The following is a 23,622-nucleotide window of genomic DNA, read 5'->3' on the forward strand; positions in this document are numbered from 1 at the left end:
AGCACCGCCTTCGCGAGCAGGCTCGCTCCCACAAGGGTTTAGTGTGCGACTGCCGGTTGGCGTATACCCAGCCGACTGATCCACACCGCCAGCAGAATCACCGACCCACCCAGCAGCAACCGCCCAAGCTCTTCATGCTGATTCCAGATCAGCAGATTGACCAGCAATCCCACTGGCACATGCAGGTTGTTCATCACCGCCAGTGTCCCGCCGTTGACCAGGCAGGCGCCTTTGTTCCACCAGTACAACCCCAACGCCGTCGAGACCAGCCCGAGGAACAGCAACACGCCCCACTGCAGTGGCGCTTCCGGCAGGAAGTTCTGTTTGCCAAACAGCAGGAATGCCGGCAATGCCACTGCCAACGCGCCTAGATAGAAATAGCCGAAACGCCGGTAATGCGGCATGTCGCTCGGATGTCGCGCCACCAGGTGCTTGTAGAGCACTTGTCCGGCGGCATAGGTGAAGTTGGCCAGTTGTAGCAACAGGAACCCCATGAAGAAGTCCGGGTTGATGCGGTCGAAGCGAATCACCGCCGCACCCGCCACCGCCACCAGTGCCGCGATCAATGCCCACGGATTGAAACGACGGTTCAGCGCATCTTCGATCAGGGTCACGTGCAACGGCGTGAGGATGGTGAACAGCAACACCTCCGGTACCGTCAGCACGCGAAAGCTCAAGTACAGGCAGACATAGGTCACGCCAAACTGCAAGGCGCCGATCAACAACATGCCGCGCATGAAGGCCGGTTCCACCGAGCGCCAGCGCGTCAACGGAATGAACACAAGACCCGCCAGCAACACGCGCACCAGCACCGCGAAGTAACTGTCGACATGACCGGCCAGGTATTCGCCGATCAAACTGAAGGAAAACGCCTGGATCAGCGTGACAAAAAGTAGATAGCCCATGCTCGCCTCGTTTCGAATGGCGGCGACGATAGCGGGTTTTGTCCTTTATCGCTAACCGTGAAACAACGCAAAACCTGTGGGAGCGGGCTTGCCCGCGAAGAGGCCGTATCAGTCGACATCAATGTTGAATGACAAACCGCAATCGCGGGCAAGCCCGCTCCCACAGGGTTTTGTGAAGACTTGGCAAATCCCGGGCAAAAAAAAGCCCGATCTCGCTAAGGCGTTCAATCGGGCTACGGCACTCAGGAGCAATAAGTGCAAAGGGAGGTCGATGCGCGTACAGGCTTGAAGGGTTGCGCCAGGTCACTAGACCATCCAGTGATTATCTGGCGATTAACATCAGGCCACCTGCGAAAGGCGGGCGTTAGCCTGGTTCAGGCCTTTCTCCTGGAAGCCGCCACCCAGGTTCATGCCTTCGGCGTGAATGAATGTCACATCATGGATGCCGATGAAGCCCATGACCTGACGCAGGTACGGTTCCTGGTGATCCGACGGGGCTCCTGCGTGGATACCGCCGCGAGCCGTCAGCACGTAGGCGCGCTTGCCACTGAGCAAACCCTGCGGGCCGGTTTCGGTGTATTTGAAGGTCACGCCAGCCCGCAGCACATGGTCGAGCCAGGCTTTCAAAGTGCTCGGGATCGCGAAGTTGTACATGGGCGCGGCCATCACCAGTACATCGGCGGCCAGCAATTCATCGGTCAACTGGTTGGAACGTTCCAGGGACAGCTGTTCGAGGTCGCTGCGTTGATCGGCGGGTTTCATCCAGCCGCCCAACAGGTTGACGTCCAGATGCGGCACCGGGTTGACGGCCACGTCACGGACGGTGATTTCGTCCTTCGGGTGAGCGGCTTTCCACTGGTTGATGAAGGTTTGGGTCAGTTGACGGGAAACCGAGTCTTGCTGACGGGCACTGCTTTCGATGATCAGAACGCGGGACATGGGATGTAGGCTCCATCTGAGAATGCTGTAAGGCGATGGAGTGAAGATTAAACATCATCGTATCGATCAAAAAGCGCAAATAACTGCTATAACCGATCAATAAATTCGTTTATAAGCGGAGCATGGCTCGTTGGCCTGCTCCGCTGGAAGTCATTTCGGCTTGCAGGTCATGCTGATGTACAGCTTGATGATTTTGCGATTGAACTTGGCTGATAGGTCGGCGCTTTTGCCGGCATCCAGATTGATCCTGCGGGTCTTGGGGGATTCAGGACCATTGCGAAACACCACCGCGCACTCGGCGGCGGTGTCACCGTAGTTGTTTACGGTAATCGAACCCATGTCGTAATCGGAGGCGTAGGTGGTGTAGTCGATCTTCAGGCCATTGAGTTCTTTTTGTACGTCGATCGGGTAAGCAAACGCAGTCAGCGGCAACATCGCCAGCAGCACAACACAGACTTTTTTCATTCAGCAGTCTCCAATAAGAACTGCGCAGCTTAGGACAACAGGAGCCCATCATGAAAGCGCCCCGCGTGACCCTTGATCAATGGCGAACGCTTCAGGCCGTGGTCGACCACGGCGGTTTCGCCCAGGCCGCCGAAGCGCTGCACCGCTCGCAATCGTCAGTCAGCTACACCGTGGCGCGCATGCAGGACCAGCTCGGCGTGCCGCTTTTGCGCATCGACGGCCGCAAAGCGGTATTGACCGAAGCCGGTGGCGTGCTGTTGCGCCGGTCCCGGCAACTGGTGAAACAAGCCAGTCAGCTGGAAGACCTGGCCCACCACATGGAACAGGGCTGGGAGGCCGAAGTACGCCTGGTGGTCGATGCCGCTTACCCCAGCGCCCGCCTCGTCCGCGCCCTGACCGCGTTCATGCCGCAAAGCCGCGGCTGCCGGGTGCGTCTGCGCGAGGAAGTGTTATCGGGCGTGGAAGAAGTGCTGCTCGAAGGCGTGGCCGACCTGGCCATCAGCGGATTCAGCATTCCCGGCTATCTGGGCGCCGAATTGAGTGACGTCGAGTTCGTCGCGGTCGCCCACCCCGAACACGCCTTGCACCGTCTCAACCGCGAACTGAATTTCCAGGACCTCGAAAGCCAGCTGCAAGTGGTTATCCGCGACTCCGGCCGCCAGCAGCCACGGGATGTCGGCTGGCTCGGTGCCGAACAACGCTGGACCGTCGGCAGCCTGGCCACCGCCGCCACTTTCGTCAGCAGCGGCCTGGGTTTCGCCTGGTTGCCCAGGCACATGATCGAACGGGAATTGCGGGAAGGCACGCTCAAACTGCTACCGTTGGACCAGGGCGGCAGCCGTAACCCGAGTTTTTTCCTGTACTCGAACAAGGACAAACCCCTGGGCCCGGCGACGCAGATTCTCGTCGAGTTGCTGCGCACCTTCGACACCGCGCCGCTGGACGCACCTTTCGCCGCCCCTGAACAAGCCTGACACGGAGTGTATGCATGGCCTATTTCGAACACGAAGGTTGCAACCTGCACTATGAGGAATATGGCCACGGCACGCCGCTGCTGCTGGTCCACGGCCTGGGCTCCAGCACGCTGGACTGGGAGAAGCAGATCCCCGCGCTGGCGGCCCGCTACCGGGTGATCGTCCCCGATGTACGGGGCCACGGGCGTTCCGACAAACCCCGCGAGCGTTACAGCATCGCAGGGTTCAGCGCCGATCTGGTCGCACTGATCGAGCACCTTAACCTCGGTCCGACCCATTATGTGGGCTTGTCCATGGGCGGCATGATCGGCTTTCAATTGGCTGTGGATCAGCCACATCTGCTCAAAAGCCTGTGCATCGTCAACAGCGCGCCGGAGGTGAAACTGCGCAACCGTGACGACTACTGGCAGTGGTTCAAGCGCTGGAGCCTGATGCACATCCTCAGCCTGCGCACCATTGGCAAGGCCCTGGGCGGCAAATTGTTTCCCAAACCCGAGCAGGCAGATTTGCGTCAAAAGATGGCCGAGCGCTGGGCAAAAAACGACAAACATGCTTATCTCGCCAGCTTCAATGCCATCGTTGGCTGGGGCGTTCAGGAACGACTTTCGAGAGTGTCCTGTCCAACCCTCATCGTCAGCGCCGACCGTGACTACACGCCGGTCTCGCTGAAAGAAAACTACGTAAAACTGCTGCCCGATGCGCGGCTGGTAGTGATCGCGGACTCGCGACATGCCACCCCGCTGGATCAGCCCGAACACTTCAACCAGACACTGCTCGAGTTTCTCACTGCAGTTGATACCACCCCACTCAGGATCACTGACCCATGCTGAAAAAAATCGCCCTCGCCGCTGGCTCCGTTCTGTTTGCCGCCAACCTGATGGCCGCGACGCCTGCCAAGGCGCCGCATGTCCTGCTGGAAACCACCAACGGCCAGATCGAAATCGAACTGGACCCGGTCAAGGCCCCGATCAGTACCAAGAACTTCCTTGAGTACGTGGACAGCGGTTTCTACAACAACACGATTTTCCACCGGGTGATCCCGGGCTTCATGGTTCAGGGCGGTGGTTTCACCCAGGCCATGCAACAAAAAGACACCAAGGCACCGATCAAGAACGAATCGAAGAATGGCCTGCACAACGTGCGCGGCACCTTGTCCATGGCTCGCACCTCGGTACCGGATTCGGCCACCAGCCAATTCTTCATCAACGTCAAGGACAACGATTTCCTTGACCAGGGCGACGGCTACGCCGTGTTCGGCAAAGTGGTCAAGGGCATGGACGTGGTCGACATCATCGTCAACTCGCCAACCACCGTGCGTGGCGGCATGAAAGATGTACCGGCTGATCCGGTGTTCATCAAGTCGGCCAAGCGCATCGACTGAGACTAAGCTGGACAGGGATGTCCGAGCCGTTGCCGGCTTTGCCGGCAACGCTCAAACCGTCAAAAGGAGTGCCCGTTCGCGGGTGGAAAACCGATGCTTTATCGCCGTTTTGAAAAACTGATCGACATCTTTCGCGATGCCCCGACAGCGGCTCCGCCGAATCGGGTCTGGCCTTTCTACACCTATTACCTCAAGCAGGTCTGGCCGAGTTTCGCCGCCCTGCTGGTTGTCGGCCTGTTCTCCGCTCTGGTCGAGGTGGCGCTGTTCAGTTACCTGAGCCGCATCATCGACTTGGCCCAGGGCACACCCAATGCCGATTTTTTCAAGGAACACGGCCTCGAACTGACCTGGATGGTGGTGGTTGCCCTGATCCTGCGCCCGGTATTCGTCGGCCTGCATGACCTGCTGGTGCACCAGACCCTCAGCCCCAGCATGACCAGCATGATCCTCTGGCAAAACCACAGCTACGTGCTCAAGCAGAGCCTGAATTTCTTCCAGAACGACTTCGCCGGGCGCATCGCCCAGCGCATCATGCAAACCGGCAATTCCCTGCGCGACTCGGCCGTACAGGCTGTGGATGCACTATGGCATGTCCTGATCTACGCCATCAGCGCCCTGGTGCTGTTCGCCGAAGCCGACTGGCGCCTGATGATCCCGCTGCTGACCTGGATCGCCGCCTTCATCGGTTCGCTTTACTACTTCGTGCCACGGGTCAAGGACCGCTCCGTGAGGTCCTCCGACGCACGCTCAAAACTGATGGGACGGATCGTCGACGGCTACACCAACATCACCACCCTGAAGCTGTTTGCCCATACCCACTACGAACAGCAGTACGCCCGCGAAGCGATCAAGGAACAGACCGAAAAAGCGCAAATGGCCGGTCGTGTCGTCACCAGCATGGACGTGGTCATTACCAGTCTGAACGGCCTGTTGATCGTCTGCACCACGGGGTTGGCCCTGTGGCTATGGAGCCAGTCCTTGATCACCGTCGGCGCGATCGCCCTGGCCACCGGACTGGTGATCCGTATCGTCAACATGTCCGGCTGGATCATGTGGGTGGTCACGGGCATCTTCGAAAACATCGGCATGGTTCAGGACGGTCTGCAGACCATCTCCCAGCCGGTTTCCGTCACCGATCGCGATCAGGCTGAACCGTTGGCCGTGGGCCGCGGCGAAGTCCGCTTTGAACACGTGGACTTCCATTACGGCAAACACAGCGGCGTCATCGGCGACCTCAACCTGACCATCAGGCCCGGAGAGAAAATCGGCCTGATCGGTCCGTCCGGCGCCGGTAAATCGACTTTGGTGAATCTGCTGCTGCGTCTCTATGACGTGGAAGGCGGGCGCATCCTCATCGACGGCCAGAACATCGCCGACGTCAGCCAGGAGAGCCTGCGCGAACGTATCGGCATGATCACCCAGGACACCTCCCTGCTGCATCGTTCGATCCGCGACAATCTGCTTTACGGCAAACCCGACGCCACCGATGCCGAACTCTGGGAAGCCGTGCACAAGGCACGGGCCGACGGTTTCATTCCCACGCTGTCGGACGCCGAAGGCCGCATCGGGTTCGATGCCCATGTCGGTGAGCGCGGTGTGAAACTCTCCGGTGGCCAGCGTCAGCGGATCGCCATCGCCCGGGTTCTGCTCAAGGATGCGCCGATCCTGATCATGGACGAAGCGACCTCGGCGCTGGACTCGGAAGTTGAAGCGGCGATCCAGGAAAGCCTCGAAACCCTGATGCAGGGCAAAACCGTGATCGCCATCGCCCACCGGCTCTCGACCATCGCCCGGATGGACCGGCTGGTGGTGCTGGAGAACGGCAAAATCGCCGAAACCGGCAGCCATGCCGAACTGCTGGCACTGGGCGGCTTGTATGCGCGGTTGTGGCAGCATCAGACAGGCGGGTTTGTCGGAATCGACTGAATTTCAGATCCCCTCCCCCTGTAGGAGCGAGCCTGCTCGCGATGGTCGTCAACGATGACGCGGGGTGCCTGACACCCCGTGGTCATCTCGGGTCCATCGCGAGCAGGCTCGCTCCTACAGGATGCCAGCGCTCAGGTTTGCCGATAAGGCAACGCCGTCCTCGCATCCTCGGCATAGGCCAGCACCCCCACCCGCTCCTGATGCAGGAAGTCTTTGACCGCAGCCTTCAAGCCAGGGTGTCGCAGGTAATGCCAGGAGTGGGTGATCACTGGTTCGAAGCCGCGAATCAATTTGTGCTCGCCCTGGGCACCAGCGTCGAAACGCTGGAAACCATTGGCAATCGCATAGTCCATCCCCTGGTAGAAACACGTCTCGAAGTGCAGGCGGTCAAACTCCGCCAGGCATCCCCAGTAACGACCGTAGAAACTGTCACCGCCCACTAGGCTGAACGCCATGGCCACCGGCCGTGAGCCTTGCTTGGCCAACACCACTCGAATCGATTGCGGCATGCGCTCGGCCAGCAGGCTGAAAAATTCCCGCGTCAGGTAGGGCCTTTGACGCCGCACCGCGTAGGTATTGGCATAGCAGGCATAGACGAAATCCCATTGCACCTGGGTCAGTTGCCGGCCTTCAAGCCATTCGAATTCAATCCCCTGCCCCGCCACTTGTTCGCGTTCCTTGCGCATCTGTTTGCGCTTGCGCGAGCTCAGGGCATCGAGGAAATCCTGGAAGTCCCGATAGCCGCGGTTCTGCCAGTGGTACTGACAGCCAATGCGTTGCAACCAACCCGGTTGCTCGGCCATTGCGGCATCGGTGAACGGGTCGGTGAAGTTGATGTGGGCGCTGGAGAGTTGTTCGATTTCCAGATAGCCCGGCAGGCTTTTCAACAGCTCGAAACCGTCCTCGACACTGGCGGCCAGTAGACGTGGACCGCTGACGGGACTGAATGGCACGGCCGTCAAGAGTTTGGGGTAGTAATCGATGCCCGCACGTGCACAGGCATCGGCCCAGGCGTGGTCGAACACGTACTCGCCGTAGGAATGCCATTTACGGTAACTGGGCAATGCGGCGATCAGTTGATCACCTTCGACATGCAGTAAATGTTCGGGCTGCCAGCCGGATTGGCGGCCGAGGCTGCCACTGTCTTCCAGCGCGCTCAGGAAGGCGTGACACAGAAACGGCTGCGTCTCGGGCACCAGGGCGTCCCACTTTGGCGGGGCGATTTCGGACAGACTGTGCAGACGTTGCAACGGCATCACCCTTCTCACTCATTCATAGCGTTAAACCCCCGCGAGTATCGCCTATCACCCTCCAAAGAACACCCGGAAATCGACGACAGCGCTCTAGCTCAATAGTTCGCGAAGACTTTGTATCGTCATCGACATGCCATCACATTGCCACTGCTCTGTCATAAACGATCGCGATACTGGCGCCTGTTTTTAGAGCGCCGGGTTATAGCACCGGCCACTGTTTTCCGTCCTTCAATGGTCGGTTGTGCCCTGGATGGCCCAGTCATCCACTCTCATCTTCGGAGATTGATATGCGTCTTGCTTCCACGAAAACTGCGGCGGCCTTGTGTGGCGGCCTGCTGCTGGCCATGAGCGTTCCAGCCAGCGCCGCAGTCGACGCCAAACTGCTCGACATGCTCAAGGCAAACGGCTCGATTACCAACGCGCAGTACAGCGAATTGCAAGCCGAGCTGGCCAGGGATCAGAAAGAACAGCAAATCGCCCGTCAGGCTCAGCAAGAGACCAACGAGCAAATCGCGGCCACTGCGAAGAAGACCAATGAACTGAGCACCTTCGACCAGAAACTGGCGTGGGCCGCCAAGACCCAATTCAAGGGCGACGTTCGTTTCCGTCAAGAGACGGTCAAGAACGATGGCGTTCCAAACAACAAAGACCAGGATCGCCAACGCATTCGTGTCCGCCTGGGCGCCTACAGCGAAATCAACCCACAAGTCGACACCGGTATCCGTATCGCCACCGGCAACAACGACGACCCTCGCTCCACCAACCAGAGCCTGGACAACTACTTCGACAAGAAGCAGATCTGGCTGGACCAGGGTTACGTCGACTACCACCCCGACGCCATCAAGAACCTGCACGTGGTTGGCGGCAAGATGCCACAGCAATGGGTGAGCATGGGCGACGTCATCTGGGATAGCGACATCAGCCCGGAAGGTCTGTCGCTGTCGTACAAGTACCCGCTGAGCGGCAGCACCGAGCTGTTCGGTAGCGCCGGTCACTACACCCTCAAGGACAACGTTGACGGCGACGGCGTGCAGTTCAAACACGACCTGCGTCTGTACGCTGGCCAGTTGGGCACGCGCTTCGCCATCACCGACAACCTGAAATTCACCCTGGGTGGCAGCGTCTACGCCTACGACAATGATAACGACATCACCCCGGTCGCCGGCGTCATCCCAGGGCAGCTGGCCATCAACGGCAACAGCCCGAACGAACAGTTCAAACTGTACGAAGGCTTTGGTCAGCTCGACATCGGCGGCCTGCCAATGCCGCTCTCGCTGTACGGTCAGTACGTCAACAACAAAGATGCCAGCAACGATCAGGACACCGCCTGGCTGGCGGGCGTCAAGACCAAGTTCTACGGTTTCGCCCTGGACTACAACTACCGCGACGTGCAGCGTAACGCTGTGGTTGGCGCCTTCACCGACTCCGACTTCGCCAACGGTTTTACCGGTTCGCGCGGCAGCAAGCTGAAAGTGAGCTACGAGCTGGACAAGAACTTCGCCCTCGGCGCGACGTACTTCATGGCTAACTCTGACCAGACCAATGCCAGCATCAACAAGAAGGATTCGGACATCAACACCCTGCAACTGGATGCTGAAGCCAAGTTCTGATTTCCCGCCACACGACTCGGGCAAGGAAGCCCGAGCCGCTTTTACAGCCTGGCGTTGGTCTGACGGTCCCCATCTCCGTCCGCCGGACCAACGCGAGTCTGTTTCATCCCCGGTGCAATCCCGCCTGAAATCAGCGACGGTCTTCGACCCGCGCCTGAGTCTTGCTCCAGTCCGTCAACAAGCTGTACGCCACCGCCAGCAACGTCGGCCCGATGAACAGGCCTATGAAGCCGAATGCGATCAACCCGCCGAACACCCCCAGCAGCACAATCACCAACGGTAGATTCCCGCCACGACTGATCAGGTATGGCTTGAGGACATTGTCTACGCCACTGATGATGAATGTGCCCCAGATGCCGAGAAACACCGCAAAGCCGTACTCCCCTTTCCAGACCAACCAGGCCGTGGCGGGAATCCACACCAACGGCGGCCCCATCGGAATCAGGCTGAGCAGGAACGTCACGATGCCGAGCACCAGCGCCCCCGGGACCCCGGCGATCAGGAAGCCGATCAGCGCCAGGATGGCCTGGGCCGCCGCTGTCCCGATCACCCCGTTCACCACTCGCTGCACCGTGCCTGCCACCAGTTCGATGTAATACCCGGCTCGGTGGCCGATCAGACGCTCCAGCAGGCTATGAACAAACGCCGCCAACCGGGGGCCGTCACGGTAGAAGAAGAACACGAAGACAATGCTCAAGGTCAGCTCGAGAATACCGCCGCCGATCTGCGCACTGCGCGCCAGCAACCAGTTGCCGACCTGCCCGAAGTAAGGCTTGAGCGAAACCATCATCGCTGCGCCTTGCTGATCGACGCTGTTCCAGATCGCGGTCAGGCGCCCGCCCACCAGCGGAATGCTGCCCAGCCAGACGGGTGCTTCCGGCAGGCCATCGACCTGCACATCCTTGATGAACGCCACGGCATCACGCACATGATCCGCCAGGTTGAATCCCAGCCACACCAATGGCGCTGCCACCAGCACCATCCAGCCCACCGTCAAAACCGCTGCTGCCAGGGATTCACGGCCATTGAGCCAACGGGTCAGCAGGCGCATCAGTGGCCAACTGGCAAACGCCAGCACCGCGCCCCAGAACAACGCCGACCAGAACGGCGCCATCACCCAGAAACTCGCGCCAAACAGCACCAGGAGCAGGATCTGCACCAACAGCCGATCGTTATTGATCATTTGAAATCCCGAATAAATCAGTCAGCAAAAGAGTAGGCGAACGCATGGATAGCGTTCACCTGATAAAGCTTAACGCAGCAGCTGGATGTGCAGGCCAGAGCCTTCGATGCTGCCGGTTTCCATTCGCGCGGCCCGCACGCCCTGGTCGATCAACGCCTGACGCCAGGCTTCGGCATTGGGCCCGGAAACGCTGATCCGCAGCGTCGTGTCCAGGTTCAGGCCACGGGAAATCAACCGCAGCCAGGTGTCATCTGGCGCATTGATCAGCTTGGGGAAGTCGAGTTCGCCGGTGCTTTTGAGTTCGCGCAACAAGGTCGCGGAGGTTGGCAGCAAATCCCCCAACGGCGCAGCGGCGTCGAACTGTTCAACGTGCAAGTAGGCTTTGCGGTTGCCGCGAGTGATGCTGTAAAGCGCCACCAATGTGTTGTCTTTCGGTGCCGCCAGGCGTAACAGCAAATACGCCTGTTCATTGTCGGCGCCGTAGAGCTTGGCGTTGCCGAATACCTCATTGGCCCACAAGCTGCTTTCGCCGCAATCACGGGCCTGGCACCAGAACAGCAACTGGGCATCCTGTTTCTGCAAGGCTTCCCGGGCAGCCGTGAAGGCTTGCGTCGCCGAATGCTCCGGCGGCAGTTCGTAAGTCACCGAGGTGGCATTGCCACGAGCGCTGACCTGACCATCGAAGCGCAACTGGCCGCTGATCTTGCGAATCGAACCGAGAGGATAAATCCGCTCGAGTTCAGCCGCAGGGCGATAGTCGACGATCTGCGCATCGACCATGCGCGGCACGATCGGCAGGTCCTGACTGCCTGGAACATCAGCGGCAAACGATAGGGAACTGAAACTGCACAGCGCCAATAGACTGAGAGAACGCATCGATAGGCTCATCGGATCAGCATGGCCTGGGCACCCTTGACGACGCTGGCGTCATCGGCGCGTTCTGGAACCTGCAAACCACGCTGTACTGCCGGCCGCGCCTCCATGGTTGCCATCCAGCGTTGCAACGCCGTCAGGCCCTCCACCGATACGCCGGACCACTCGTAGCCCCGCACCCAGGGGAAGGTCGCAATGTCGGCAATGCTGTATTCGCCGGCCAGGAATTCAACGCTTTGCAGTCGCGTGTCGAGCACCTCGTAGAGGCGACGGGTTTCATGCTGATAGCGGTCAATGGCGCCCTGGAGCTTTTCCGGAAAGTAACGGAAAAACACGTTGGCCTGCCCCTGCATCGGTCCGATGCCCCCCATCTGGAACATCAGCCACTGCAACGCCACCGAGCGCCCCTTCGGGTCGGCAGGCAAGAGTTTGCCGGTCATTTCAGCGAGGTAAATCAGGATGGCGCCGGATTCGAACACGGCGAAATCGCCATTGGCGCGATCGACAATCGCCGGAATCCGGCCATTGGGGTTGATCTTGAGAAAGTCCGCGGACTTCTGTTCCTTTTTGTCGAAACTCAAGGCGTGCACTGTGTAGGGCAAGCCGAGTTCCTCGAGCACGATAGAGACCTTGTGGCCATTCGGGGTCGCAGCGGTGTACAGATCTATCATGGTTGTCTCCCATTTCAACCCGCCCAGCCTCGACAGTTGCCTGGCGCAAGTCAAGGAACGGCGAAGAACCTATTGAAACAGTCTGCGACAAGATCGGCACCGGACTCGTCATTCAGGTGCAAATGATGACCACCTGGCAGCTGTTCACGGCTAAAGGGTAGACGCTCCAGCAATTCGGGATGTTTGGCGAGCATGCCGTCGGCGGCAACCACCAGTTTTGCGGGACAAGTGACACGCTGGACAAAGGCCATGGCTTGTTCAGTGGTCAGGCGCAGCGGCGATGGCAGCGTGAGGCGATTGTCGGTGCGCCAGGTGTATCCCCCCGGCACTGGCATCAAGCCCCGTTGGCCCAACAGTTCGGCGGCTTCGCGACTGACCGCCACCAGCCCTTTCATTCGAGCCTCGATGGCCCGCTCCAGGGTGTTGTAGACCGGCTTGCGCTTCTCCCGCAGATCCAGCTGCGCCTGCAGGGCCATGCCCATGCGTTCAGCGGCATTTTCGCCCTTGTCTGTAGGAGGAATGACGCCGTCGATCAATGCCAGATGCGTGACGCGCTCCGGCAGCGACCCGGCAATGATCAGGGAAGCGATCGCCCCCATGGAGTGCCCCATGAGCGCAAACCGCTTCAAGCCCAGTTGCTCGGCGACTTGCAGCACATCGTGGGCATAGTCCCACATCGCGTAGCCGGCACCCACCGGACGATGCCCGGAGTGACCATGCCCGGCCATGTCCAGCGCGATGATGCGCAAACCTTTGAGCTTCGGCGCCAGTCGGGCAAAGCTGTTGGCGTTGTCGAGCCAGCCATGCAGGGCAATCACCGGCAAACCGTCTTCGGGGCCGAACAAGTGCGCTGCCAACTCGATGTGCGGCAGGCTCAGGAGAACTTCTTCGACGACGTTGCTCATGCGCAATCCTGCTGGCGACCGTCCCAGCGACTGAAGAGGTTTTTCAACATCGCCGCTGTGTCCTGGGGGCGCTCGAGGGGAAACATGTGGCCACCGGGCATGGTGAGGGATTCGCCCAACGGCATGCGGCCGACCGAACTGGCGTGATAGCGCATCACCACCCGACTGTCGTGCCCGCGAACCAGTGCCAGCGGCACCTTCAACTGCCCGGTGCGTCCGGGGCTGGTGTGGGGTACGCCACGGTAGATGCTGATTTCCGTGGCCGGATCGAAACGCAGGCGCAACTTGTCGCCGACCTGCTGTAAACCGTATTGCAGGTAGGCGTCGAAACACTCCGGATCGAAGCCGCGGAACAGGGTTTTGCCGGAAAAATAGCGGCGGGCACTGTCGAGATCGGCGAACTCTTCCCGTCGACCCAACGTACGGCCAGCTGGCGTCAGCTTATCGATGAACCCGAAGCGCTTGGCGGCACGGATGACCCATTGATCAGCGCGGGTCAGCACCGGCGAATCGAGCATGACCACGCCTCGATACAGCTCGGGGCAACGCAACGCGGCGTGCAGGTGCAGTACGCCACCGAAGGAGTGGCCGACGCCCCACACGGGCTCGGATTGCTGGCGCAGGTGGTGGATCAGCTCATCCACCAGGTTGTACCAGTTATCGTCCGCCGGGAAACGCGGGTCATGGGCATGCTGCTCCAGATGCGTCACCTGATACTCGGGCGCCAGCGCCGCGAACAACTTGCCGTAGGTACCCGAAGGAAATCCATTGGCGTGGGCGAAAAATATCTGTTGCGACATAACCGGCAAATCCATGAGCGAGAACAGGCGTTGATTGTCCGTAAGACCGCGTCCTACAGCAATGACCGTAACTGACAGGAATGATGACAGTCCGGCCATGCGAATGCCGCCCCTTGTACTGTAGGAGCGAGCTTGCTCGCGATGGACTCCAGCGCACCGCGTCAATCCTGCAGCCCCGCGTTATCGTTAACGACCATCGCGAGCAAGCTCGCTCCTACAGGGGTTCGTTGGTCAGCGTGCCGGCGGCTTTTCCCCCAATGGCACCACCGCCATGGTCAACCGCGACACACAACTGGCCTTGCCTTCATCGCTGGTCAAGCGAATGTCCCAGACATGGGTCGTGCGGCCAATGTGGATCGGCCTGGCCACCGCCGTCACCCTTCCACTGCGCAGGCCGCGAAGATGGTTGGCATTGATTTCCAGGCCCACGCAGTAGAACTTGCTGGCATCGATGCACAGGAAACTGGCCATGGAGCCGACGGTTTCAGCCAGCACCACCGAGGCGCCGCCATGCAGCAAGCCGTAAGGCTGATGGGTGCGATGGTCAATGACCATGCTCGCGGTCAAGGACTCCTCATCTACGGCTTCGAAGCGGATATCCAGCACTTCGCCGATGGTGTTTTTCTGGAAAGCATTCAACTGTTCGATGTTGGGGGTGGTGCGCCACAGACTCATCGCCGATTTTCCTTGTTGGTTTTATTCGTGTCTCAATCCTGCCACAGCACCGCTTCGCTGCGCTCGCTCCATTCTTCGAAGCGGGCCCCGTAGGCCGCCTCGATCACGTTGCGCTTGATTTTCAGGGTCGGTGTCAGGAAGCCGTTTTCCACCGCCCAACTGTCTTTGACCACCACCAGACGCCGCAAGCGTTCGTGCTTATCGAGCGCACCGTTGACCTCTTCCAGCAGTTTTTCCAGGCTGGAGTGGAGTCCGGCGCGCGCACTTCCTCCCGCGTCCTGTTGCCCCACGGCCGAGAGCACGCACAAGCCCAGCGGTGCACTCAAGCCATCGCCCACCACACAGACCTGCTCGATGCGTGAATGCACCGCCAGGCGATTTTCGATGGGCGCCGGTGCCACGTACTTGCCTTTGCTGGTCTTGAAAATTTCCTTCAGGCGCCCGGTCAGGCGCAGGTTGCCTTCGGCGTCTTGCTCGCCTTTGTCGCCGGTGCGCAGGAAGCCATCCTCGGTAATGGTGTCGGCGGTTTTCTGCGGCTCCTTGAAATACCCGAGCATGGTCGCGCCACTGCGCACCTGGACCTCGCCCGAGTCGTCGATCCGCACTTCGACTTCGGGGCATGGCTTGCCGATCCAGCCTTCCTTGTACTGGCCCGGTAGGCAAATGTGCGAGTAACCACAGCTTTCGGTCATACCGTAGACCTCCAGTACATCCAGCCCAAGCTTTTGGTACCAGCGCAGCAACGTCAGCGGTACCGGCGCCGCACCGGACAAGGCCACCCGCAAGGCGTCCAGCCCCAACCCCGCCAGGACTTTGTGTCCGACCCGCTTGCCAACGATTGGCAGGCCAAGCAGGAAGTCGAGGCGTTTCGCCGGGATTTTGCTGTACACCCCCATCTGGAATTTGGTCCAGATGCGCGGCACGCCAAACATCGCCGTCGGCCGGGCACGCCGCAGATCGTCGAGAAAGGTGTCGAGGCTCTCGGCAAAGAACACGGTCTGCCCGGTATAGATCGACGCCAGCTCGACGAACATGCGCTCGGCAACGTGGCACAACGGCAGATACGACAGCAGTCGATCCGACTCATTGAGTCCGAACAGTTGCGTGCCGTGGGTGGTGGCGAAGCCCAGATTGCCAAAGCTATGCATCACGCCTTTGGGCATTCCGGTGGTTCCGGAGGTGTAGATGATGGTCGCCAGTTTATCGGCGCCGGGTTTGGGGTCGTCCTGGATCGGCGTGCTGCATTGCAGATCAGCCCAGCTGAAATGGAAGTCGCCCGGCGGATGCAGCGGCAGGCTGATGGTCACCAGGTCCGGGCTCACCCCGCGTGACATGCCGGGCCAGTCGTCGAGCTTGCCGATAAAGGCCAGTGCCGCTTCCGAATGGTCCAACACCTGGGCGACGGACTCGGCAGTGAGATTCGGGTACAGCGGCACCGAGACATGCCCGGCCATCCAGATCGCCAGGTCGGCAATGATCCAGTGCGCGCAGTTTTTTGAAATCAGGGCGATGTGACTGCCTTGGGGCAATTCCCGCGCCCGCAACCAGTGCGCCGCGCAGCGGGCCTGATGGCCGACGTCGGCCCAGGTCAGCGTTTCGACCTGCCCGCCGCCGATGGGCTGGACCATGAAGCGCTGGCGGGGATGACGGGCCTCACGCTCGTAGAAAACGTCCAGCGGCAAACGAAAAGCAGCAGACATGCGACTCGCTCCTTTGTTTTTGGTCTGGAGCAAGCGTAGCCAACCAAGCAAGTGCTTGGTTAGCTATTTCATACAATTTTTTCAAACACCGATACCCCTGTGGGAGCGAGTCCGCTCGCGAAAGCGGTGTATCAGCTACATTGACGGTGACTGACACTCCCCCATCGCGAGCAGGCTCGCTCCCACAGTTGATCGGTGGCGCTCCTGAAAGCAGAGTTATGGGTGCTTGATGCTGTTGAGCTTCATCGCGCCGATCACCAGTTCATTGCTTTCTAGTTCGGCCAGGCCTGCGGTACTGACCCTTTCCGGTGGATAGCCAGCGCCGTGTTGCAGGTAGCTGATCAGGTGCCCAACCAGTGGGTTATGAGAAACCAGCAGCACATTGGTCACTGACTTCAATTGATCGGTAACCCTGTCAGGATCGAAATCCGGGGTCAGCCAGTCGACGGTGCGGATGTCCGGTTCGAAACCCAGCGTGTCCTTTACCAGGTGCGCGGTCTGCTGCGCTCGCGCGTAGGGACTGGCATAGATCGCAGTCAGCGGCTGGCCAACCAGGTTGGCCGTGGTGCGCAGTACTTCTGCACGACCGTTGGCCGTTAATTCCCGCTCCGAATCGTGGGGTTTGGAACCGTGAGGTTCGGCTTCACCATGACGCAATACCCAGAGTTTCATAGCTTGGGTTCCTCATCTCGGGCCGGATGCGGGGCTGGCGCCACGACGTGCGGTGCCTCACCTTCCGGCGTACGCGGCGTTGGCCAATCGGCGAACGGCCAGGGCTTCTGGTCGCTGTGGAAACTGCCGAAACGACCGATCTGCGCCAGAAACTGGCTCAGGCTGTCGCCGAAGTTCATCAGGCTGGCGCTCGGGGCGCCATAGATCAAACGATAGATCAACTGCACCAGCACCACGGCGCCAAGGATGAATTGCGCCACCTGCCAGACCAGCACAAAGACGATCATCCACAACACCCGCAGCAGGATGGATTCGTATTTGGCTTCTACTTTTTGATCGCTCATGTCTCGCTCCGTTCCTGTTGCGTTGAGGGCTCAGTTGAAGCCGCTGGTGGAAATAAAGTCGACGTCGGTTTTCGGTTCGCCGCGCATCAGCAGCCCGATCACCTGTTCAAGCGTGCGCCCTTCGAACAGGATCGCGTGCAGCCCGGCGACCAGCGGCATGTACACGCCGACTTCCTGGGCCTTGGCCTTGAGCACCTTGAGCGTATTCACGCCTTCGGCCACTTCGCCCAAACGATTGACCGCCTCTTCCAGGCTCAAGCCCTGGCCGAGGGCAAACCCGACCTGATAGTTGCGGCTTTTCGGCGACGAACAGGTCACGATCAAATCACCAACGCCCGCCAGGCCGAGGAAGGTCATCGGGTTGGCCCCCTGATTCACCGCGAAGCGGGTCATCTCCGCCAGCGCCCGGGTGATCAGCATGCTCTTGGTGTTTTCGCCCATGTCCAGCGCCACCGCCATACCGGCAATGATCGCGTAGACGTTTTTCAAGGCGCCGCCCAGCTCCACCCCAAAACGGTCGGCGCTGGCGTATACGCGAAAGGTGCGGCCATGCAGCACGGCCTGAACCCGTGTGCAGAGTTCTTCGTCCTCACTGGCGACCACGGTGGCCGTCAGCGCGTGTTCGGCAATTTCACGCGCCAGGTTCGGCCCGGACAGCACACCGATGCGCGCTTGCGGGGCGATCTCCTCGAGGATCTGGCTCATCAGCTTGAAGGTGTGGGCTTCGATGCCTTTGGTCAGGCTCACCAGCATCTTGCCGCGCAGCAACTCGGCGTGCGGGGCCAGCACCGAACGCAAGGCGCTGGAGGGCAGTGCGACGAAACTCAGGTCGCAGGCTTCCAGGGTGGCTTGCAGGTCAGTGACCGCCGTCACGCCGGGCAAAATCTTGATGCCTTGGAGGTAACGCGGGTTTTCGCGATTGACCCGAATGGCCTCGGCCTGTTCGGGGTCACGCATCCATTGCAGGACCTGATGTCCGTTTTCGGCCAGCAGGTTAGCCACGGCGGTACCAAAACTTCCGCCTCCCAGGACCGCAATCGGGCGCTGTTCAGTCATATGCAATCCGTTAATCCATACCAGTGGCAATCCCGGCATTATACGGAGCGCCCCAGTGGCGGCCAGCCCCCGCGTCAATTACTGGCGCCTGGGGGAAGAATTGCAATAAAACCGAGGAAAATGCAGACATCTTGACTGGAAAAGTCATTCCGCTCGGTTAACATGCGCGCCATCGATTAATAACAAGGATGTGTTGTGTCATTGGCTTCGCCTCCACCCCGCTCGCCGCTGGTTCTGGCACTGGTGTTCAGCTCACCCTTGCTGGCCGACGACTTGTTCCTCGACAACGACCCGCTGCCGCAAGTGCTCACGGCCACGCGCCTGAAACAATCGCCGGCGGCCGTACCGGGAAGCATGACGGTGATCGACAACACCCTGATCACCGCCAGCGGCGCCCGTGACATCAGCGAAGTGCTGCGCCTGGTGCCGGGCATGATGGTCGGCAATATCAGCGGCAATCAGGCGGCGGTGAACTATCACGGCACCAATGCCACCGAAGCGCGACGCATGCAGGTGCTGATCGATGGCCGCTCGGTCTACCGTGCTGGCTTGTCCACCGTGGACTGGAGCGACATTCCGGTGGCCATGGAAGACATCGAGCGCATCGAGGTTTTCCGCGGCCCGAACACCGTCAGCTATGGCGCCAATGCACTGATGGCGGTGGTCAATATCATCACGCGCAACCCGGCCGACAGCCACGGTACGCGACTGAAAGTCACCCGTGGCCAGCGTGGCATCAACGACTTTTATGCCAGCCAGGGCGTGGGTTGGGATGACGGCGACTTGCGCCTGAGCCTGTCCGGCCAGCAGGACGATGGCTTCGACACCGACCGCAACGGCGCCGATTACCGTGACAGCCGTCGCTTGAATCGCTTCAACCTCGCCGTCAGCCAGACACTCAATGAACAGCAAAGCATTGATTGGCAATTGAACGCCAAAGAAGGCAGCAACCAGCGTCCGTATACCTACCGCCCGGTGTTTTCCGGGATTACCAGTTCGGGGAACAATTCCGACGTCAACGCCAAGGACTACGCTGGTTCGCTGCGCTGGAACTACGACATCAACCCCGATCACAGCCTGTATATCCAGGGCTCGGCCCAGCACTGGGATCGCCAGCAAACCTGGCGCGCCTGCGATGCCGAGGTGTCCTTCAGCCCACAGCTGACCGAACTGTGGCAGCTCAACCCGAACTACACCGAACGCCTGGCACGCAACATTGAGCGTTTCATCGGCCCCGGTGCACCCGCCGGCGATCCTGCCCAACAGGCATTGGCCAATCAGGTCCTCGACCAATGGCGCAACGGCGCCCGGCAGACCGTTTGCGGTGACATCGACCAAAGCACCCGGGAGACACGCTATGACCTTGAGCTCCAGGACACCCTGAGTCTGTCCGATAGCCTGCGACTGGTCAGCGGCTTGAACTATCGTTACGACCGGGCAGACTCAGAGACCTATTTCAATGGCACCCTCGACGACACCACCTGGCGGGCATTCGGCCAACTCGAGTGGCGCGCCAGTGAACACTGGTTGCTGCAAGGCGGCGCCATGTTCGAAGACACACAGTTGATCGGCAGCTCGCTGACCCCGCGAGTGGCGGTCAATTACCTGATCAACCCGCGCCACGGTCTGCGCGCGGTCTATTCAGAAGCCATCCGTTCGCCGGACATGTTCGAGAACAGCGTCAACTGGAGTTACCGGGTCACCAACCTGCAACCCGGCGCGTATGGCCAGTCCAGCGCCCGCTATTTCGTCAGGACACGCGGGCCCGGCGATCTAGACCAGGAACATATGCGTTCCCGGGAACTGGGCTACAACGGCTATTTTGCCGAGTGGGGGCTGGCGGTCGATCTCAAGCTGTTCTACGACGAAATCACCGGCATGATCAGCGAACCGCTGCGCAACAATCAATTCATCGCCAGTAACAGCAACAAGGCACGCTTTTCCGGGGCGGAAACCCAAATCGACTGGCGAATCGGCAATGCCGACCGACTGCGCCTGACCTACGCCTACGTCGATGCGGACGCGAGCAATCCGCAAGATACCCAACAGACCGCGCGCAACAGTGGCTCCGCCGGTTGGCTGCGGGACTGGGGTCATGGCTGGACCAGTGCACTCTTCTATTATGGCGACGACGCCCTGAACGGTTACCGCTTCGAGCGGGTTGATACACGCATCGCCAAACGCATTGGCCTGGGCAAGGCCAGCCTGGAGCTGGCCGGTGTGCTCCAGCAGCGCCTCGACAATCAGCCCACCACCTTCATCGACAACAACTACGACGAGCGTCGCGTGATGTACTTCAGCGCGGAGCTGGCGTTTTAAGATGGCCCATCGTCAGCCGCGCAAGACGCCAGGTATCGGCCGCCTGCTGGCGATGCTGTGCCTGGTGATCGGCGGTTGGTTGAACAGCCTGACAGCCCATGCCGAAGACATTCTATTGACCGGTACCGACGACAGCCCCGGCGTGCAATCCTTCATCCAGGCCTTGCGCGAACTGCGCCCTGGCGACCGCGTACGCTTCCAGCCGCTGGCCGATCTGCCGGCACCGAGCAAACTCGCAGGCGACATCCGTTTGATTCTGCTCGACTTGCCAAGCCTCGACTGGCGCCTGCAAGACGCTCGAGGCCCGGCGACGCTGGTGCTGCGCATCAGCCGACTGCAGGCACGCCAGCATCTGGGGGAAAACCCGCCTCCGTACCTCAGCCTGCTCTGGAGCGATCCGCCACTGGAGCGCCAATTGCACTTGACCCGATTACTGTTGCCCCAGGTCAAGCGGGTCGGCGTGCTGTATGACAGCCACAGTGAATTTCTGTTGAACGAGCTGCGCCGGGCCGCCCGCCCATTGGGGCTTGAGGTGGTGACCGAGCGCTGGGACAACATCCACGACAGTCGCCCTTTGCAAACCTTGCTGAACAACAGCGATGTGTTGCTGGGCCTCGACGACCCTGACTTGTTCAACCCGAAAACCGTAAAAAACCTGCTGCTGAGCAGCTATTCGCGACAATTGGCGCTGATCGGGCCCAACGCCGGGTTCGTCAAGGCCGGGAGCCTGGCCAGCACCTACAGCGATCAGAGCGATTGGCTGGCCATTCTCGATGAACTGCTCGACCAGCCGCCCGCCACGTGGCCGCGCACCTACTATCCGCCTCGCTTCAAAGTCTCAAGCAACCCGCAGGTGGCTCGTTCATTAGGTATTGAACAGATAAACGAAGCGTCTGTCGCAACACTGTTGGCTGAAAGAGAACGCCGCCCATGACCTTCCGTCGCCGTTGGGACATCAACACCCGGACCCAGCTCATCAGCCTCGGCCCTGCCCTGCTGCTGACATTAATGTTGATCAGTTTCTTTACCTTCGTGCGGATCCAGGATTTGCGCCAGGAGCTCAACCATACCGGCCAACTCATTGCCAACCAGCTGGCGCCGGCCACTGAATACGGCGTGATTTCGGGCAACAACGAGGTACTGGAAAGCCTGCTCAAGGCCACGCTGGCCACGCCCAACGTGCGTTTTCTGGAAATACAGGACAGCGCCAACCGGATTCTGGTGTACGTCGAGCAACCCTCGGCCAACCATGCCCGCCCGCATCAGGTTGAGGTGTTCCAGGCGCCAGTGCGGTTGCAACGGATCCCGCTGCACAATGATTTTTTCCAGGACAGCAAGGCCGCCAACAGCGCCCCAGCCGAGGATTACCTCGGTCGGGTGATCGTCGGCTTGTCCAATGATGCATTCAGCCAGCGTCAGCAGGAGATCCTGCTCAAGGCCGCGATCCTGGCGTTGTTCGCCCTGCTGTTTACCTTCGTGCTCGCCCGGCGCCTGGCGGGCAGCCTGTCGCAACCGATCCGCGATATCGGCAACGCGGTCAAGGCCATCCAGGACGGCGACTACAAGACGCCCCTGCCCATTGTCGATGACACCGAACTGGGCGCCCTCTCGCAACACATCAATAACCTGGCCAGCGGTCTGGAGCAGGCCAGCCGCGAACAGCACCAGGCCATGGCGCAGTTGATCCAGACCCGCGAAGAAGCGGAAAAGGCCAACAACGCCAAGTCGGATTTCCTGGCGATGATGAGCCATGAACTGCGCACGCCCATGAATGGCGTCCTGGGCATGCTGCAACTGCTGGAAACCACCGAGATGACCCCGGAGCAGGTCGAATACGCTGCGCTGGCTTCGGAGTCGACCGAGCATCTGCTCAAGGTCATCAATGACATTCTGGACTTCTCGCGTATCGAGCGCTCGGAGCTGGAACTGGAACACATTCCGTTCAACCTCGCCGACCTGATCGGCGCCTGTGCACAGTCGTTCCAGCACAGTGCCGCGCAACGCGGGCTCGATCTGCACTTGCAGATTCCGGAGGATATGCGGGGGTTGCAGGTTCAGGGCGATCCGACGCGGATCCGACAGATTCTGGTCAACCTGATCGGCAACGCACTGAAATTCACCGAGCAGGGCCGGGTGTCCATCGAACCGCAATGGCAATCACTGGATCACGAACTGTTGTGGTTCACCTGCACCGTGCGCGACAGTGGCATCGGCATTGCGGCCGACAGCCTGGAATTGATGTTCAATGCGTTTCAGCAAGCCGACAGTTCTATTTCAAGACGTTACGGCGGCACCGGCCTGGGCCTGCCGATCGCCCGCACCCTCGCCGAACGCATGGGCGGGACCCTGCGTGCCCAGAGCGAAGAAGGTTACGGTTCGGTGTTCACCCTGGAAATCCCGTTGGCGCTTTATCAACAGCCACTGCCTGTACTGACGCCGCGAGCGCCAACAGGTAATGGCGACGGTGACGGGCGCAATGTGCTGCTGGTCGAAGACAATCCGGTCAATCAGACGGTTATCGAAGCGATGTTGCGCAGTCTGGGCTTTACTGTCAGCGTCGCCGTCGATGGCGCGCAGGCGGTGCGCAGTGCCGAAAGTCTGATTTTCGAAGCGATCCTGATGGACTGCCGATTGCCGGTCATCGACGGTTACGAGGCGACCCGGCAGATTCGCCAACTGCCCGGTTGCAACGACTTGCCGATCATCGCGCTGACCGCCAATGCCTTGCAGGGCGATCGCGAAGCCTGTTTGTCGGCGGGGATGAACGATTACCTGGCCAAGCCCTTCAAACGAACTGATCTTCAGCAAATTCTGCAGCGATGGGTGCAGTAGTACAGGCCTTTCGAGCATCTGCGACTGGCGTGAAAGACGAAAGTGCGGCAGTCTTAGGCACCCGAACAGGCCCGAAAAGGGGCTTGAATAAAAATTTCAGTGCACAAGTGTACTTTCATGTCCTTGGTGCTGTGACTTT

General features: G+C 60.1%; 21 protein-coding genes and 1 pseudogene. 8 read left to right on the forward strand and 14 right to left on the reverse strand.

Annotated features, from left to right (window positions below):
* Nucleotides 1–38: 38 nt before the first annotated feature.
* From HNQ83_RS12080 to HNQ83_RS12090, 3 genes are all read right to left on the reverse strand, one after another.
* Entirely contained in the window at nt 39–905 is an 867-nt protein-coding gene (locus HNQ83_RS12080; RefSeq protein WP_175389163.1) for a carboxylate/amino acid/amine transporter, read from the reverse strand.
* A 339-nt stretch (nt 906–1,244) separates the two neighbouring features.
* Nucleotides 1,245–1,844 carry an FMN-dependent NADH-azoreductase gene (locus tag HNQ83_RS12085; protein WP_175389164.1) on the reverse strand — a complete coding sequence of 200 codons (600 nt, stop codon included), beginning with the start codon at nt 1,842–1,844 and terminating at the stop codon, nt 1,245–1,247.
* 150 nt (nt 1,845–1,994) lie between these two features.
* On the reverse strand, nt 1,995–2,309 hold the full coding sequence (locus HNQ83_RS12090; protein ID WP_175389165.1) for a 3-phosphoglycerate kinase: 315 nt from the start codon (nt 2,307–2,309) through the stop codon (nt 1,995–1,997).
* Between the two features lie 50 nt (nt 2,310–2,359).
* Here HNQ83_RS12090 and HNQ83_RS12095 point away from each other — a divergent pair, with 50 nt between their 5' ends.
* The 4 genes and pseudogenes from HNQ83_RS12095 (at nt 2,360) to HNQ83_RS12110 (ending at nt 6,590) form a co-directional block, all read left to right on the forward strand.
* On the forward strand, nt 2,360–3,283 hold the full coding sequence (locus HNQ83_RS12095) for a LysR family transcriptional regulator (RefSeq protein ID WP_175389166.1): 924 nt from the start codon (nt 2,360–2,362) through the stop codon (nt 3,281–3,283).
* A 14-nt stretch (nt 3,284–3,297) separates the two neighbouring features.
* A pseudogene (locus tag HNQ83_RS12100) lies at nt 3,298–4,103 on the forward strand (alpha/beta fold hydrolase).
* A 3-nt stretch (nt 4,104–4,106) separates the two neighbouring features.
* Nucleotides 4,107–4,664, forward strand: a complete 558-nt coding sequence (locus tag HNQ83_RS12105) for a peptidylprolyl isomerase (protein ID WP_175389168.1) — start codon at nt 4,107–4,109, stop codon at nt 4,662–4,664.
* A 93-nt stretch (nt 4,665–4,757) separates the two neighbouring features.
* Nucleotides 4,758–6,590 carry an ABC transporter ATP-binding protein gene (locus HNQ83_RS12110; protein WP_175389169.1) on the forward strand — a complete coding sequence of 611 codons (1,833 nt, stop codon included), beginning with the start codon at nt 4,758–4,760 and terminating at the stop codon, nt 6,588–6,590.
* Nucleotides 6,591–6,721: 131 nt separating this feature from the next.
* On the opposite strand, the gene HNQ83_RS12115 is transcribed toward HNQ83_RS12110, so the two are convergent.
* On the reverse strand, nt 6,722–7,846 hold the full coding sequence (locus tag HNQ83_RS12115) for a GNAT family N-acetyltransferase (protein WP_175389170.1): 1,125 nt from the start codon (nt 7,844–7,846) through the stop codon (nt 6,722–6,724).
* A 284-nt stretch (nt 7,847–8,130) separates the two neighbouring features.
* Here HNQ83_RS12115 and HNQ83_RS12120 point away from each other — a divergent pair, with 284 nt between their 5' ends.
* Nucleotides 8,131–9,453, forward strand: coding sequence for a putative porin (locus HNQ83_RS12120; RefSeq protein ID WP_175389171.1), 1,323 nt, complete (start codon nt 8,131–8,133; stop codon nt 9,451–9,453).
* 130 nt (nt 9,454–9,583) lie between these two features.
* Here HNQ83_RS12120 and HNQ83_RS12125 read toward each other — a convergent pair whose 3' ends face one another.
* The 10 genes from HNQ83_RS12125 to HNQ83_RS12170 form a co-directional block, all read right to left on the reverse strand.
* On the reverse strand, nt 9,584–10,636 hold the full coding sequence (locus tag HNQ83_RS12125; protein WP_175389172.1) for an AI-2E family transporter: 1,053 nt from the start codon (nt 10,634–10,636) through the stop codon (nt 9,584–9,586).
* A gap of 69 nt (nt 10,637–10,705) precedes the next feature.
* Nucleotides 10,706–11,512: a DUF4892 domain-containing protein gene (locus HNQ83_RS12130; RefSeq protein WP_175389173.1), complete on the reverse strand. Its 807-nt coding sequence runs from the start codon at nt 11,510–11,512 to the stop codon at nt 10,706–10,708.
* A gap of 8 nt (nt 11,513–11,520) precedes the next feature.
* Nucleotides 11,521–12,180: a glutathione S-transferase family protein gene (locus HNQ83_RS12135; protein WP_175389174.1), complete on the reverse strand. Its 660-nt coding sequence runs from the start codon at nt 12,178–12,180 to the stop codon at nt 11,521–11,523.
* A gap of 50 nt (nt 12,181–12,230) precedes the next feature.
* Complete coding sequence (locus tag HNQ83_RS12140; RefSeq protein WP_175389175.1) at nt 12,231–13,085, reverse strand: alpha/beta hydrolase; 855 nt, start codon at nt 13,083–13,085, stop codon at nt 12,231–12,233.
* On the reverse strand, nt 13,082–13,885 hold the full coding sequence (locus HNQ83_RS12145) for an alpha/beta fold hydrolase (protein ID WP_175389176.1): 804 nt from the start codon (nt 13,883–13,885) through the stop codon (nt 13,082–13,084). The genes HNQ83_RS12140 and HNQ83_RS12145 overlap by 4 nt, the downstream gene beginning before the upstream one ends.
* A 231-nt stretch (nt 13,886–14,116) precedes the next feature.
* Nucleotides 14,117–14,560 (reverse strand): hotdog fold thioesterase, encoded by a 444-nt coding sequence (locus HNQ83_RS12150; protein ID WP_175389177.1) that lies wholly within the window; start codon nt 14,558–14,560, stop codon nt 14,117–14,119.
* 32 nt (nt 14,561–14,592) lie between these two features.
* The gene (locus tag HNQ83_RS12155) at nt 14,593–16,260 is read right to left on the reverse strand and encodes an AMP-binding protein (protein ID WP_175389178.1); all 1,668 of its coding nucleotides are present in this window, start codon (nt 16,258–16,260) and stop codon (nt 14,593–14,595) included.
* A 216-nt stretch (nt 16,261–16,476) separates the two neighbouring features.
* Nucleotides 16,477–16,932 (reverse strand): phosphohistidine phosphatase SixA, encoded by a 456-nt coding sequence (gene sixA, locus HNQ83_RS12160; protein WP_175389179.1) that lies wholly within the window; start codon nt 16,930–16,932, stop codon nt 16,477–16,479.
* Nucleotides 16,929–17,276, reverse strand: a complete 348-nt coding sequence (locus HNQ83_RS12165) for a DUF4389 domain-containing protein (RefSeq protein WP_175389180.1) — start codon at nt 17,274–17,276, stop codon at nt 16,929–16,931. The genes sixA and HNQ83_RS12165 overlap by 4 nt, the downstream gene beginning before the upstream one ends.
* A gap of 30 nt (nt 17,277–17,306) precedes the next feature.
* On the reverse strand, nt 17,307–18,332 hold the full coding sequence (locus HNQ83_RS12170; protein WP_175389181.1) for an NAD(P)H-dependent glycerol-3-phosphate dehydrogenase: 1,026 nt from the start codon (nt 18,330–18,332) through the stop codon (nt 17,307–17,309).
* A gap of 195 nt (nt 18,333–18,527) precedes the next feature.
* Here HNQ83_RS12170 and HNQ83_RS12175 point away from each other — a divergent pair, with 195 nt between their 5' ends.
* Genes HNQ83_RS12175 through HNQ83_RS12185 form a run of 3 tightly spaced genes read left to right on the forward strand, consistent with a single transcriptional unit; the run spans nt 18,528 to nt 23,483 of the window.
* Nucleotides 18,528–20,651 (forward strand): TonB-dependent receptor domain-containing protein, encoded by a 2,124-nt coding sequence (locus HNQ83_RS12175; protein WP_175389182.1) that lies wholly within the window; start codon nt 18,528–18,530, stop codon nt 20,649–20,651.
* A 1-nt stretch (nt 20,652) separates the two neighbouring features.
* A complete protein-coding gene (locus tag HNQ83_RS12180; RefSeq protein WP_175389183.1) occupies nt 20,653–21,585 on the forward strand; it encodes an ABC transporter substrate-binding protein in 933 nt (310 codons plus the stop codon).
* A complete protein-coding gene (locus HNQ83_RS12185; RefSeq protein WP_175389184.1) occupies nt 21,582–23,483 on the forward strand; it encodes an ATP-binding protein in 1,902 nt (633 codons plus the stop codon). The genes HNQ83_RS12180 and HNQ83_RS12185 overlap by 4 nt, the downstream gene beginning before the upstream one ends.
* Nucleotides 23,484–23,622 lie beyond the last annotated feature (139 nt).

The sequence above is a fragment of the Pseudomonas sp. C2B4 genome (genome assembly GCF_013359695.1).
GTDB lineage: Bacteria > Pseudomonadota > Gammaproteobacteria > Pseudomonadales > Pseudomonadaceae > Aquipseudomonas.